Source organism: Psychrobacter sp. van23A (assembly GCF_030845275.1).
GTDB classification, from domain to species: Bacteria; Pseudomonadota; Gammaproteobacteria; order Pseudomonadales; family Moraxellaceae; genus Psychrobacter; species Psychrobacter faecalis.
In genome coordinates this window covers 1,179,331-1,194,256 of sequence record NZ_CP132595.1, presented here as the reverse complement: position 1 = coordinate 1,194,256, position 14,926 = coordinate 1,179,331, and the positions used below count along the sequence as shown (strand labels likewise).

Annotated in this window: 11 protein-coding genes and 1 tRNA gene; 5 read left to right on the top strand and 7 right to left on the bottom strand. The window is 43.5% G+C overall.

The features are described 5' to 3' along the window. The first annotated feature begins 66 nt into the window (after window positions 1-66). Together RAH45_RS05180 and RAH45_RS05175 are read left to right on the top strand one after the other, a co-directional pair. Window positions 67-1,449, top strand: coding sequence for an MFS transporter (locus RAH45_RS05180; RefSeq protein ID WP_306495715.1), 1,383 nt, complete (start codon window positions 67-69; stop codon window positions 1,447-1,449). A 299-nt stretch (window positions 1,450-1,748) separates the two neighbouring features. Then, complete coding sequence (locus RAH45_RS05175; protein ID WP_306495714.1) at window positions 1,749-2,282, top strand: DUF2058 domain-containing protein; 534 nt, start codon at window positions 1,749-1,751, stop codon at window positions 2,280-2,282. Window positions 2,283-2,438: 156 nt separating this feature from the next. On the opposite strand, the gene RAH45_RS05170 is transcribed toward RAH45_RS05175, so the two are convergent. The 4 genes from RAH45_RS05170 to speB all read right to left on the bottom strand — a co-directional run bounded on the left by RAH45_RS05170 (window position 2,439) and on the right by speB (window position 8,393). Beyond that, a complete protein-coding gene (locus RAH45_RS05170; RefSeq protein WP_306495712.1) occupies window positions 2,439-3,938 on the bottom strand; it encodes an aldehyde dehydrogenase family protein in 1,500 nt (499 codons plus the stop codon). 93 nt (window positions 3,939-4,031) lie between these two features. Further along, a complete protein-coding gene (locus RAH45_RS05165; protein ID WP_306495711.1) occupies window positions 4,032-5,438 on the bottom strand; it encodes a YjiH family protein in 1,407 nt (468 codons plus the stop codon). Window positions 5,439-5,561: 123 nt separating this feature from the next. Then, window positions 5,562-7,304: a 5-guanidino-2-oxopentanoate decarboxylase gene (locus tag RAH45_RS05160; RefSeq protein ID WP_306495709.1), complete on the bottom strand. Its 1,743-nt coding sequence runs from the start codon at window positions 7,302-7,304 to the stop codon at window positions 5,562-5,564. Between the two features lie 120 nt (window positions 7,305-7,424). Continuing rightward, window positions 7,425-8,393 (bottom strand): agmatinase, encoded by a 969-nt coding sequence (speB, locus tag RAH45_RS05155; protein WP_306495708.1) that lies wholly within the window; start codon window positions 8,391-8,393, stop codon window positions 7,425-7,427. Window positions 8,394-8,647: 254 nt separating this feature from the next. On the opposite strand from speB, the gene RAH45_RS05150 reads away from it, so the two are divergent. Next, window positions 8,648-9,547 carry a LysR family transcriptional regulator gene (locus RAH45_RS05150; protein ID WP_306495707.1) on the top strand — a complete coding sequence of 300 codons (900 nt, stop codon included), beginning with the start codon at window positions 8,648-8,650 and terminating at the stop codon, window positions 9,545-9,547. A gap of 72 nt (window positions 9,548-9,619) precedes the next feature. Here the strand turns inward: RAH45_RS05150 and RAH45_RS05145 are convergent, their stop codons facing one another. Continuing rightward, the gene (locus RAH45_RS05145) at window positions 9,620-11,410 is read right to left on the bottom strand and encodes a potassium/proton antiporter (protein ID WP_144296337.1); all 1,791 of its coding nucleotides are present in this window, start codon (window positions 11,408-11,410) and stop codon (window positions 9,620-9,622) included. A 444-nt stretch (window positions 11,411-11,854) separates the two neighbouring features. Continuing rightward, window positions 11,855-13,519 carry an alpha-keto acid decarboxylase family protein gene (locus tag RAH45_RS05140; RefSeq protein WP_306495705.1) on the bottom strand — a complete coding sequence of 555 codons (1,665 nt, stop codon included), beginning with the start codon at window positions 13,517-13,519 and terminating at the stop codon, window positions 11,855-11,857. Window positions 13,520-13,779: 260 nt separating this feature from the next. On the opposite strand from RAH45_RS05140, the gene RAH45_RS05135 reads away from it, so the two are divergent. Then, window positions 13,780-13,854, top strand: a tRNA-Gly gene (locus RAH45_RS05135). A gap of 428 nt (window positions 13,855-14,282) precedes the next feature. Here RAH45_RS05135 and RAH45_RS05130 read toward each other — a convergent pair. Continuing rightward, window positions 14,283-14,507 (bottom strand): helix-turn-helix domain-containing protein, encoded by a 225-nt coding sequence (locus RAH45_RS05130; RefSeq protein WP_133104085.1) that lies wholly within the window; start codon window positions 14,505-14,507, stop codon window positions 14,283-14,285. A 196-nt stretch (window positions 14,508-14,703) separates the two neighbouring features. Between RAH45_RS05130 and RAH45_RS05125 the strand changes: the two genes are divergently transcribed. After that, on the top strand, window positions 14,704-14,919 hold the full coding sequence (locus RAH45_RS05125; RefSeq protein WP_289048867.1) for a hypothetical protein: 216 nt from the start codon (window positions 14,704-14,706) through the stop codon (window positions 14,917-14,919). Window positions 14,920-14,926: the final 7 nt, after the last annotated feature.

Here is a 14,926-nt window from a genome sequence, read left to right as displayed (position 1 = left end):
ACTTGCTTGATAGAAAACAATAACTTAATAAAGACTTATAGGGATATTACCCACGGAGAAAAAAGAATGGACTCACCTACTTTAAACATCAATAGGGTTATTGATGAAGCCAAATTTGCACCTTTTCACTGGAAAGTCTTATTTTGGTGTTTATTGATTATTATCTTTGATGGCTATGATCTTATTATTTATGGTGTAGCATTGCCCCTACTCATGGAGGAATGGTCATTAACCGCAGTACAAGCAGGTTTTCTTGCCAGCGCGGCACTTTTTGGCATGATGTTTGGTGCTATGATTTTTGGAACACTCTCAGACAAGATTGGACGCAAAAAAACCATTATGATTTGCGTGGGCTTGTTCAGTAGCTTTACTTTTCTTGGTGCTTTTGCTGGTGGTCCAATACAGTTCGCCACTTTGCGCTTTATTGCAGGCCTAGGTATCGGTGGTGTTATGCCTATCTGCGTGGCTTTAACCTCCGAATATGCACCAAAACGTATTCGCAGTACTTTAGTTGCTATAATGTTTAGTGGTTATGCCATTGGTGGCATGGCATCGGCATTATTAGGCTCGTTTTTGGTGGTAGATTTTGGCTGGGAGATTATGTTTTATATCGCTGGCATTCCAATGCTACTTTTACCAATCATTTGGAAAATGTTGCCTGAATCTTTGATGTATTTGGTAAAAGAGAAGCGAGATAAAGAAGCCAAAATTATTGTTAAAAAATTGGCACCGCAAGAAACGATTACCACTTCTACCAGTTTGCTATTGGACGAGCCGACCAAAGGCGATGATGCACCCATTAAAGCCTTATTTCTGAAAAACCGTGGTTTCACTACTATCATGTTTTGGGTCGCTTTCTTTATGTGCTTACTGATGGTGTACGCCCTTGCTAGTTGGTTGCCAAAACTAATGATTCAGGCAGGTTACTCACTAGGTGCAAGCATGCTGTTCTTATTTGCACTCAATATTGGTGGCATGGTGGGAGCTATCGGCGGCGGCATACTGGCTGATAAATTTCATCTTAAACCTGTCTTAGCCATCATGTTTGCCCTAGGCGCTGCGGCGTTGATACTGCTTGGCTATAACAGCCCTCAGATAGTACTATATACTCTGATCGCGATTGCAGGCGCTACGACTATCGGCTCACAGATACTACTCTACACCTTTGTCGCACAGTATTATCCGACGAGTGTACGGACAACAGCTATGGGCTGGGCATCAGGTATTGGTCGTATTGGTGCTATCGTAGGTCCTATCTTAACTGGAGCCCTACTCACCCTTGAACTAAGCCATCAAACAAACTTCTTGTTTATCGCGATACCAGGATTAATTGCAGCCACTGCTATTTTCCTTGTGAATTTAAGCGCAGCAGTGGATGGCAAAACAAGCAAGGTACAACCAGTAACTTTAGATACGCCTATAGCAACAGATACGCCTATAGCAACCTAAATTTGACTCAACTCTATTTTTATTCAAGTATTTTTATATTACACCTATATAGCTTTTAGCGTACTCACGATGTGGGTGCGTCTTTTTGACAATTTGAATAAAAGCTTAGCTCTTTATCTTTAAACCTTATGTGAGAGATATTATGTAGAATTACTTTTTAAAATTATTCTTTTAAGGCGTAATGAACGATTTTTACGCCAGACTGTGACAGTACTGCACAAAATTTGCTACCATAACCTTTTTAAACACTATAATTTTGGATCTAGGCAATTTCACTTAGGTACTTAGGTAATACAGACATGGCCAAAAACGCCCTACAAGAACAACTCTTAAAAGCTGGATTGGTGGATAGCAAAAAAGCCAAAAAAATCAGCAAACAGTCGCAGCATGCCAAGCGCACAGGTGACGCCTCAAATCTTGAAGCCAAAAAAGCCTTGGCAGACGCTCAAGCCAAAAAAATAGAAAAAGATCAAAAGCTCAATCAAGAAAAACAGCAGCTTTTAGAAGAAAAAACGCTCCGAGCCAACGTTATTCAAATGATTAGGCAACACCAAATCACAGAGACACAGGGTGACATCACTTATCAGTTTGTTGACGATGGGAAGATTAAAAAGATTTATATCACCCAAAAGCTCTATGATCAAATCGTAGCTGGTCATGTGGTGATTGCGCGCTTAGAAGACGATTATGCGCTGCTCCCTCGTCCACTAGCTGATCGTATAAACGCCAAGCTCGAAGGCTTTATTGTGGTGTCGAATGACAAGTCAGAGGTCGAGCTGGCAGAAGATGATCCTTATGCCGCTTATGTCATTCCAGATGATTTGATGTGGTAGTCTATCATTTTATGGCTACGCATTAACCAAAATCCCCTGTATAGAATCTCTATAACAGGGGATTTTTATTAGCGAGATAGAAAAATACTCTAAGCACAGAAAAGCATGATGATTAAAATGACAATGATTAAAATGACAAGGCGCTAAAATCAGCAATTACGACGGTAGCAAAACGTGCTTACTCTTCTGATAAGCAGACAAACCATCAGCACCCAACTCGCGACCAATACCACTTTGCTTAAACCCGCCCCAGCCTGCTTCGGGCAATACGATTTGCTGCTCGTTAACCCAAATATGACCAGCTTGAATTTGTAGCGCCATCTCTAACGCTGCACTTTCATTGGCGCTCACAATAGTCGCTGCCAAGGCATACTTACTATCATTGGCAAGTTCAACCGCCCGCGCATCGTCTGCAAAGGTGGTACTGACCAATACCGGCCCAAATACTTCTTCTGTCCATAACCGACTACTCACTGGTACCTCTGTATAAATGGTCGGCGTGACAAAATATCCTTGACGGTCTAGTATCTCGCCACCTGTTAGGCAAATAAGATTTTCATCAACTGCTATATCGATATACTTTTTGACTTGCGCAAGTTGTTGCGCGCTAACCAATGGACCCATTTGCGTATCGACAGCAAAACCATCGCCTATTTTTAAGCTTTCTGTTTTTGCTTTTAATGCCGCAAATAACGACTGCGCAATGTCTTGATGGACGAGCAGCCTTGAGGTCGCAGAACAAATTTGTCCAGCATTAGTAAAGATACCACCGATGATTAAATCACAAGCATAATCAATATTGGCATCTGCGCGCACTACGATAGCGGACTTCCCTCCCAGCTCTAGACTGATATCCTTGATACCTGTTGCTGCTTGGCGCATTACTTTTTCACCGACGATATTACTACCGGTAAAAGATACTTTGTCAATCAGCGGGTGGCTGGTCATTGCTTCACCTACTTCTGCTGCGCCTGGTAGAATGTTAACCACCCCTTTTGGCAGCTTAATAGTAGACAATATATTGCCCAGCATCAACTCTGGTAATAGTGTCACCTCTGATGGTTTGAGAATAACGGTACACCCTGCCGCCAGTGCGGGCGCTAGTTTCCAGGCGGTGGTCACCATCGGAAAGTTCCAAGGCACGATAAGGGCGCAAATACCAACGGGCGCATAGGTTTTTAATAAGCGTATGCTTGACTCGTTTGTCTCGACCTTAGACCAAGTCGTCTGCTCGGTGATAAGATTGGCATAATAGCGATAACAATCAATGGCGTCGCTCACGTCTATTTTCGCCTCTGCAATCAGCTTACCATTATTCAATACCGACAACGCAACCAGCTTCTCAAACTGCTGCGCCATCGTATCTGCAATCGCCTGCAGATAACGCGCGCGCTCATTGACGCTGGTTTGCGACCAAGTTGCATAAGCGCGTGATGCGGCATAAGCGGCGCTGTCTACCTGTGCGCTACGACACAAGCGAGTTTTTGCAATGACTTCGCCGGAGTTTGGATCATATAAAGCATGTTCACCTACCGAATCAGATGCTGCAATCGTGACCCAATCACCCTCTATGTAGGCGGCATTTAACCTAACTTCATTTTTCATGCTTTGCTGAGCGGCGGCTCTCGTTAAGGATAAAGAATTTGTTATTTCCATGATGACTAGTTGCCTTATATTGTTTAATAAAGTTGTCTTTACGCTAACTGTTCACTGCTTTTTTAATGCCAAAATGAGGCGTTGCAATCACGACTAATACAATAGATGCGCCACCGACGTAATGACCACCAAGCTAATCAGCGTCCGCAAGATAAAAATCATAAACAGCTCTAAGACGTTCAGCTTGATGTTTGATTTCAATATCAGCGCGCCTACCTCAGACATATAGATAATCTGGGTAATAGAAGCTGCACCAACGATAAAACGCGTCATTTCACTCTCGATACTTTTACCAACCAAGGCTGGCAAGTACATATCGGCAAAGCCCATAATCATCGCCGGTGCCGCCTCTGCTGCCTCTGGAATTTGCAATAATTCAAGTAATGGCACGAGCGGCGCAGAGAGCCAATTAAATACCGGCGTGTATTCTGCTAAACCAAGACCAATAACGCCAATAGCAAAAATAACCGGAATTAAGCCAAAATAAATATCAAATAAGTTCTTTAGGCTATGCTTAAACACTTTCCCTAAGCTTGGCATAGAATGCGCGCGCGTGACGGCACGATTGATCGCCCATTGGTAAGTAGAATACTCAGTAGGGATTTCTTCATCGAGCATACTTTTGCCAGAATGATAAGTGTCAGGTTTTAATGACAGCGGCGGTATACGCGGCATAATAATCGCGGCGATAAAACCAGTTGCAGCAATGGTCAGATAAAAGAAAACAAAGTTGTTATCGACGCCGATGGTTTTGGCAACGACATAGGTAAAGGCGATGGACGTCACCGAAAAGGTGGTGGCAATAATTGCCGCTTCACGCTGACTATAGTAGCTTTTATCATACTCTTGCATGGTCACCAGCAGACCAATAGAGGCGGCGCCAAACCAAGAGGACATGGCATCGACCGCAGAGCGACCCGGCAATCTAAATAATTTAACGAACACTTTACTAGATAAAGTACCCAAAAACTCCATTAAACCGAAATCAGTCAGAAATGGTAAGGATAAAATGGCAAAAAAGAACAAAGGAATAAGGATAGGAATCAGGTCTTCAAAAATCACGCCGCCGGTATTACGATTGATGATAAATTCAGGGCCGACTTGTAAATAAATCATCCACGCAAACAGCACGCCCAAAAAGCGCGCGCCAAGCCAAAACCAATCGACATCAAGAAGCTTTGCCCACATAGAGCCTTCATGCAGATTGGGTCTTAATACCTTAACGGCCAGCGCCCCAATAAAGGAGGTCGTCACAATTGCCAATACCGCGTAAACCACATAACTGCCCAGCACTGCTTGCAAGGTATCGGTTAATACGCCCAATAAAATGGTGACTTTGCCATCCCACTGAAAGGGAATAATAAACAGCGCAATACCCAGTGCTGAAAATAGCAAAAACTTCCACATGGAGGCACGCCAATGTAGCCCTTCCGGCGTGCCTGAAACGATGGTATTGTTGCCTAAGATTGGCTGCTGGGATTTATCGATATAGTTCGTCATTTAATCCTCCTTGATAGGCGACGAGCGCCAATTTTTTTGGCTGCCCAATCTATCCATAGACTGAGCGCATTGCGCAAATAGTGAGATAACGTTTTATAAGTTATTTTTAGTAGCAATTACGCTTTAGCTAAAGCAGGTAAAACCTTTACCCATTTCAAGAATAAATGCATCGGCTTCATCGACTTCATAAATAATTGGTTGTTTGCCTTTAATATCCTCTTGCAAGGCATCTAATAGCTGCTGCTTATCTGTGATTCGACGATAACCGGCGCTAAATCCTGCGGCTAACCGCTCAAAGTTCGGGGTTTTTATATTAACTCCAATCAAAGGCAAGCCACCCTCTTGCATATAGCGGCGAATCTCACCATAACCTTGGTTGTTCCATAACAGCACAATTAATGGCAGCTCAAGCTCGGCAGCGCAGATTAGCTCGGCAATAGTAAACTGAATGCCGCCATCACCAATCAGGCTGATAACGGGCGCTTTTGAGCCAATCATGGCACCAATCGCGGCGGGCAAACCATAACCTAAGGTGCCAAAGCCCGTCGATGAGTTAAACCATCGACGCGTAGTTAACGCTTCAAAGCCAAGATTGCCGCTATAAACAGGCTGGGTTGAATCGCCAACGAAGATAACGTCTTCCACCTCATCTCGAATCAGCTGTAGCAGCGCGTTTTGACCAGCAAAATCTGGCGTCATTTCTTCTATCAACGCTTGCTTTACCTTTGCTACTCGCGGTGCTGCTTGATGATGCAGCGGTTGATTTTCTAAGCGCGTACATAGACCACTAATAGCCATTTGCGCATCCGACAATAGCGCAATATCCGCTCTAAACGGACGCTGTAATTGCTGAGCGTCACAGTCGATACGAATCAACGTGCCATTGATTTTGAACCCACCATTAAAAAAAACATCATAATCAGTCTCACCAAGCTCCGTACCTATCGCCAATACTAAGTCGGCCTCGCTAATGACGGCGCGACCAGCGGCCAATGATTGATTGCTACCCAAACTCAGCGGATGCGCAGGCGGCAGTAAACCTTTGGCATTGATGGTCAAAAATGTCGGCGCATCGATAAGTTCTGACAGTTTTTGTGCGTCATGATTAACATCCACGCAGCCACCACCGTAAAGCAAGACTGGATTTTTTGCCGTTTTTAACGTTTCAACAATCAAATCTAATTGTGCAGGGTGAGGAAGTGGTTTGTTTGCTTGTAGTTGTGCCAAAATATTATTAGCAGATTGGCTGTTTAGAGAAGTATCTAGCTTATTTAGTTTAGGCGGCTTGGCGACATGGCGGGCATCAGCGGTAATCACATCAATGGGCAGCTGGATATGCACCGGCCCTGGACGCGCGCCATTAAATAACGCAAAAGCTTCGGCGATGACTTTCGGTAATGACTCAGGTTGCCAAATGGTTTTACTCATAAGCGCCACTTTACTGACCATGCCTTGCTGATCGTGCAATTCATGCAAGTGCCCTTCACCGCTGCCGGTATGCTGCACTTTATTGACACTAGATATCACCAGCATTGGTATAGAATCCGCCAATGATTGCGCCATCGCCGTCATGATATTGGTCATGCCGGGACCAGTGATGATAAAACAAACCCCCACTTTGCCAGACGCGCGATAATAACCATCGGCCATAAAGCCAGCACCTTGCTCGTGACGTGGCGTCACGTGGCGAATATTGGTATTCGGCAGGCCACGATATAGCTCGACCGTATGTACGCCCGGAATACCAAATACCGTCTCCACCCCATAATACTCTAACCACTGGACGAGCAGCTCACCGCAAGTCAAAGATGAGGCAGTTTGCGGAGAATTTGGCGATAAAAAAGGCGTTTGCAGAGAGTGCGTCATGAGTTAATCATCCTAAAAAATTCAATAGCAATTAAATAAGTCGTTCAGTATCAAATCCAAGCTAAACCCAAACTGCCCTTTAATTCCTTATAAAAGGCAGTTTAAGTGTATAAATTGTGCTTAATAAATGGCTTTGACCTTATCGTCATAGCGCACACCCGGTAGGATACATAGCATCTCAAATAGCAGGTTCGCGGCCAGTACCGAGGTGTTACCAAACGGGTCATACGGCGGTGACACTTCTACTAAATCGCCACCAACTACGTCAAGTCCGCGCATACCGCGAATGATTTCGATACCTTGTGTTGACGTTAGGCCACCGATTTCAGCGGTTCCCGTACCCGGTGCAAACGCAGGATCAATGCCATCGATATCGAAACTTAAATAGACAGGTCCAGCGCCTAACTTTTCACGCACTTCTGCCATTAATGGTGTCAATGATTTATACCAGCACTCCTCAGCAGGCACGACGCGAAAGCCTTGCTGAGTCGACCAATCAAACTCTTCAGCGCTATAACCTGTGCCACGCAGACCAATCTGCACCACACGGTTGCCATCGATGAGATTCTCTTCGACAGCTCGGCGGAACGGCGTACCATGGGCGATTTGTTCACCAAACATCTCATCATTGATATCGGCATGGGCATCGATATGTACCATACCAACAGGGCCATGTTTTTTGGCGAGCGCGCGCAAAATAGGCAAGGCAATCGTATGATCGCCGCCTAATGTCAAAGGAATAGCGCCATGACTGAGAATCTTATCGGTATAGAATTTCTCAATAATATCGACGCTTTTTAGTAGGTTAAAAGTATTGATAGGCACGTCGCCGATGTCAGCGACTTGTAAAGATTCAAAAGGCGCGGCACGAGTGGCGACATTATAAGGGCGAATCATGCGTGATTCATCGCGAATCTGTCTCGGACCCAATCTTGCACCGCTACGGTTTGAGGCGCCAATATCTAAAGGCACCCCAACGAATGCTACATCTAGCCCTTCAGCATCGGCTTGGGTTGGTAGGCGCATCATAGAAGCGAAGCCGCCAAATCTTGGCATGTCGTTGCCACTTAGTGGTTGGTTAAATTTCATCACTTACATCCTTGTATCGATTGGTCAAAACAGACAATTTGTCTATATTACTTTTTATCTATATTACTTTTTGTCTATGCCGTTTTTTCTATAGCTCTGACAATACCTAAATATCAGAGGCGAGACCATGGTAAAATTCAGAAGTAAACTTCTGGTTTTTCGTAGTAACTTTGATTTATTCGTTATTTGTAGAAGTTTTATAAAAAATCTGGTTAAGACAGATTAAGATAATAGATATGGGAACATGACCTTTAATGCTAGATGAATTGATAAAAATTGATATCAAGACCTTGCGCAGCTTTATGGCCATCGTAGAATGCCAAGGCGTGACCGCCGCGCAGTCACGCTTAAATGTCACCCCGTCTGTCATCAGCGGTCATTTAACCCATTTAGAAGATCGTTTGGGTATGACGCTTTGTCATCGCGGGCGCGCGGGTTTTAAGCTCACCGAAGACGGCGCAGCAGTTTACGAGGCGTGCTTAAGCTTTAATGAGGCAGTGGCCAGCTTTCAACATCAACTACACTATATTCGGCAGCTAGATTCAGTACGCGGCGGTCATATTCGATTATGTCTTATCGATCAGATGCCAACGATTTTTTATGATGTCTTGCGTCAGTGCTTAGCTGCGAGCTATCGCGACAATCCACTTATTCACTTTTCTATCGATGTGCAAAGCCCTGAGAGTATGCTTGATAAGTTACTTAGCAATGAAAGTGACATTGGCGTGGGATATTTTGGCAGCTTCCCGCCCCTACTAACCTTCCAGCCAGCATTTATCGAAAAGCAAGTCGTCTGCTGCGGCCGTGAGCATCAGTTATTTGATAAGTCAGCTGGTTTAACCTTTGAGGATTTGGAACAAAATTATCCATGGATAAAACGAGGCTATGTTACCGATTTGAGCATCAATCATGTCCGCCCAAAAACGTTAAGCGCCACCACTTACCATATGGAGGCGACTGCACAGTTAATTTTGGCGGGTCATCATGTCGGCTACTTGCCCAATGATTTGGCCAAGCGCTATGAAGAAAAAGGAATGATGAAAATACTGTTGCCCAATGAGGCAAGCTACGAGGTCAAGCATCATTGGGCCTATCGAGAAAACCTGCATAAGCATGTCGCTGATTTTTTGCAGCAAATGACTGGGCTTTTATAGAGTGATAAGCATTTAATGGATAATAATAAAGGATAACGATAAACAGTCATGGCAAAAAATAACGATAAACAGCTACCCTGCTTTTGGTAGCTCTTCACGTTTTAAACCAATCGTTCTAAGTTTGCCTTTATCATCGACTTCTTTGATGACCAGTGACCATTCATCATTAATCGCCACTGTATCGCCCGATACCGGCGCCATATCTAGGTTACCTTTGACGTATTCAGCAACCGTTTGCTGCCACATATTTTTTTCATTATCTTCTGGCTTGGATCTTAGCTTATCGACCAAAGACTCAGAAGTCATAACACCGGTAAAAAATGGCAAGTCGCCCAGTTTAACGCTCGGTGATAGGAGCCAATCGCCATAAAAATCATCGATAGCTTTGCGGTCTAAGGTGGTGTCATTAAAAATCCGCGCAATTTGGCTGGCATGATTGCCGCGCATCGCATACCAAACGCTATCACCAAATTTTAGCTTAGTGTCTTCGTCGACAATGACAATCTGCTGACCGCGTACCAAGGCAAACACACTAATTTCATCAGGGTTAACGTGGTTAGAAATGCTTTTTGGATGACGTCCAATCGCAAACGCCCCAGACTTTACTTGAAACTGATATAAAGTAATACTTGCCTTGTCCGATACCCAAACCTCATGCTTCTCTTCGGGGTCTTTGTTATTGGGAATGCGTACTTTAAATAAATCCGCCATAAAGGGAATGGTTGTGCCTTGCAAAATCAAGGATAAAACTACTACGCCAAAGGCAATATCAAACAGCATAAAGGCGCCGTCAATACCCGCCATTACGGGCAAAATAGCAAGGGTAATCGGTACGGCACCGCGCAAGCCAACCCAAGAAATAAAACCGATTTCTCGGTCTTTAAACTTAAAGGGTTTTACGCTGCTGTAAACGGCGATAGGACGAGCAATTAAAATCATAAAGGCGGCAATCGCAACCGAGTAATACCAAACATTAATGACGTTTGATGGCGTCACCAACAGACCCAGGACCACAAATAAGACTGCCTGCGATAGCCACGCAAAGCTGTCCATCACGCGCATGACATGCTCGGTTGAGCGCACTTTATGGTTGCCTATCAGCACGCCAGCCAGATAAACTGCCAAAAACCCACTACCACCGATTAAATTGGTCGCCGCAAATACTGCCAAGCCCGCCGACAATATCAAAATGGCATACATGCCTTCTGCCAAATGTATCTTCGGTAATAGCCTTGCCAATAAATAACCAAATAATAAACCCATACCGAGGCCGAAGCTCAGCTGCTGTAATAGCAAGCCTATAAAGCCCAGTACCGTTTGTCCCTCAGGGTCGACATTTAGCGCAATCAATCCGGTGACTAATAAAATGGCTAGTGGATCGTTGGCACCAGATTCAAGCTCCAACGTCGCTTGTACGCGGTCGTTAAGTTTAACCCCGCCATTACGCAGCAATGAAAATACCGCTGCCGCATCGGTCGAACCGACAATAGCTGCCATCAATAGCCCAAAGCGCCAATCGACATCGAGTAGCCACGTGACAAAGACGCCCAGTATCATGACCGTTGCCAGCACTCCCCACGTGGCAAGAGTAATAGCAGGTCTTAGCCCCACTCGAAAAGATTTAAAGGAGGTGCGCAGTCCACCATCTAACAAAATACAAGCCAGCGCCGCCTGCCCGACAAAGTTAGCAAGACCATATTGAGAGAACTCAATACCCAAGATACCTTCTTCACCGGCGAGCATGCCCACGACTAAAAACAACAATAATAGCGGCACGCCCAAACGCGCCGACAAGGTACTTGCCATGATACTGGCAAAAATTAAAACTGCTCCTACGAAATACAGGATATTTAAGGTATCCATCTTTTTTAAGCCCTATTTTTAATCATTATTATGTAAGTGTGTCCTTTAGCTTTTTTAGCGTAATTGTTCCATAAAATTGCAAATTGAAATACTCTAACTTAAACAGTCTTATTGTAGTTTTCTTAACTGTCTAACTTTAAGAACCCACTCTATAAAAGCCTACTCTATTGTATAACATAGAATCCTAACGGTAGTTTGTGTTAAGCGTCGTACGCCTGCAATTCCTATAGAAAACATTAACTATTGGCTCTTTATTTGTTCAATCATAAAGACTTTTAGTGCCACTATAAACCTTAGTTCGAGAATATTAAAAAAGCCCTATTCGGCATAATGCCAAATAGAGCTTTTCTGGTTTATAAGTGCTCAGTGTTTTTATAAATGCTTAATTATTATTAATGGCAAATGATAAATATTCATGTACTTTATAACGTTATTTCGCTTAGGCTATTTTGGTTTAAGGGCGGCGCTGATATCAGCCAATAATGGCGGGATATCGTGTTTATCTGTCATCACTTCTAACATCACCAGCTTATCTTTGGTGGCAGCCGCTTTCTGGAGCGCTGCTTTTAGTTCGCCAGCGGTTTCTGCTTTAAGGATTAAGCTATTTTCTTCCGTCGCGCCAAAGGCTTTTGGCATCATTTGCCAGTCGCACTTAGGGATGTCATTATAGCGCTGATTTTCACCATGAATCGCCCGCTCAACGGTATAGCCGTCATTATTAATCAGGACAATAACAGGATTGATGCGCTCTTTAATCATTACCGAGATTTCTTGAATGGTTAACAAAGCCGAACCATCGCCAATCAGTAAAATGCTGCGCTTATACGGTGAGGCAATAGCGCCACCCAAACTCGCTGGCAAGGTATAACCAATTGAGCCCCACATCGGTTGCCCATAAGACGTTACCCCTTCTGGCAGCCGCACATCGCTGATACCAAAATACGCCGTGCCCTGGTCAGAAAACACGAGGTTTTTATCATCAAGCGCATCGGCGATGATATGCCACAAGTCATCTTGGCGAATCGGCTCGTCATCCTTGCCGTTTTGCTCATGCGGCTGCATCTCTTTGCAAAATTGCTTCGGTACGATATTAATGCCTGAAGTCATGACTTCATGCAGGGTTTGCAGCGCATCTTTGAGCGCAATCGGAGCAAAGTTTTGACCGCTGATAGACGCCCGCTCATAATGCAAATCGACCACGACTTTTTCATCGATATTTTGGCTAAAACCTGCGGTGGTTGTGTCGGTATATTGCACGCCGATTTTAATTAAGCATTCGCAATTTTCTACTGCATCTTTAACCACAGGGCGCGATGCCACGCCTGCATAAGTACCCGCCCAACGCTCACTGTTTTCATCAAGCAAGGTTTTGCCCCATGACAGCGTGGTATAAGGAATATCGGTATCAGCAATTAAAGCCTTTAGCTGATTTTGTAATCCCAAACGATGCACCATCAAATCTGCCATCAAGGTAGTGGTTTTATTAGGTAAAAAATCTATCAATGCTTGCTTAAAGTCTGCCAACGCGGCTTGGCTGGTGATATCTTCTTGGCTATCATCAAGCTTGGTCGTTGGCGGATAAATCGGCATCTTCGCCACATCTGGTGATAACAACAAATAACCGGGACGATGCTTTTTCAGAATAACTCGAATCACACGATCAATCTCGGAGGCCGCGTTATCAGGCGTGATTTGTGCGCGTGCCACGGTAACAGGTTCAACCATTTTAATAAAATGATTAAAAACGCCATCACCCAAGGTGTGGTGAATCCGGCGTTTTGAGTCTTGCAGGGCAGTACTTGGCGCACCGACCACGTGCAGCACGGGTGCGTACTCGGCAAAAGAGCCGGCAGTAGCATTAACCGCCGACAGCTCACCCACGCCAAAGGTCGTCACCATAGCAGCAAAGCCACGCTCACGTGCGTAGCCATCAGCTGCATAGCCAGCATTTAGCTCATTGGTATTGCCGACCCAACGCAACTTATCAGATGCAATAATATTATCTAAAAACGTTAAATTAAAATCACCGGGCACGCCAAAGATTTCAGTCGCACCCGCTTCAGCGATACGATCGAACAAATAATCCGCGATGGTATATTGTTGACTCATTTTTTATCCTTAATGCTTAAGATTATAAGTATTGATAACTATCAATAAAGATGGGGTTTCTTATAAAATGCACACCAGCTTATTTCTTCCATACAAAGCTTTTGGAATACATATTATAATAAACTGTTATAACATAAAATTATGACTGGATGACATGCCTGTTTTGCTATCTTTTACTTTTTTTCGTGTTAGGTGTTGACAGGTAAATAAAACTGCGTATAATACGCCTTCATCAACTGACGATAGTTAATTGATCATTAGCGGGAATAGCTCAGTGGTAGAGCATAACCTTGCCAAGGTTGGGGTCGAGAGTTCGAATCTCTTTTCCCGCTCCAAATACTTAAAAAGCCTCACTTAACAGTGAGGCTTTTTTTTGTCCAATTTTCAAGGGTTATAGCGTTTTTCAGCATGAGCTATTCAGTCTAATTGCTAAGTTTAGCTAATATATTAAAAGCTCAAAAATCAGTACCGTGACCAAAACGTGACCATTTCGTGCCCATGCCATAAATACTGATTCTATAATTGACCCCAACTTATTATTCTTATCTTTATAAAAAACCATGCTAAGAAAATATTTCTTAACATGGTTTTTACTTTTTCACTACTTTTGCGAATTAAGCTCATTGCGTGACCAAAACGTGACCAAATCATGAAAAAGCAATTATTAATAATAACCCCAACCTTAATTTCACACCTTGAAACGCATTATACATATCGCTCTGCCACTTATTTCTCTGCGCATATTTTTCAATTTTGTAGATCCTCAAGACTCTTCATCATCCTTAGTATTTGGCTCATAAATAAATAAGTCACCTACCTGCACATCCAAAAACTCACATAACTGGTCGATAGTATTGAAGTCAATTCTTGATGACTCTTCATTGTATAGCTTATGAAGTGTTGATTTACTCATGCCTGTTGCCCTTACAACATCTGCTACGCGCAGTTTTTTCTCTGCCAGAATTACAGGGAGTTTAGACACAATCATAAATATTACCTCTTTTCGGGTAAAAATGCTTTACATTGAGGTAAAAAGATAATATAGTACACAAATCGGTTATTAATTACCTTTAAGCGGGTAAATAATTGCTGATTACTTCAAGGTGCATTCTTACAGATTGATAAAATAATTTTTATTCTATCACTTAATGCGATGACTTAATAACTGAAAAGAGGTAAAGACCATGAGCAATACTTATTTAACAACTGAAGAGTTAGCTGAGCGCATCAAGTACGACGCACGTACTATCCGCAATCAAATGAAAGACACCGTTTTGATTGAAAACATTCACTACATACGCCCTTTTGGTGGCCGTAAGATTCTGTATGTATGGGAGCGTATCGAAGAGGATATGTGCAAGCCGGTTATGAGCGCTATCAACGGTATGGCACTTCAATAATAGAAGG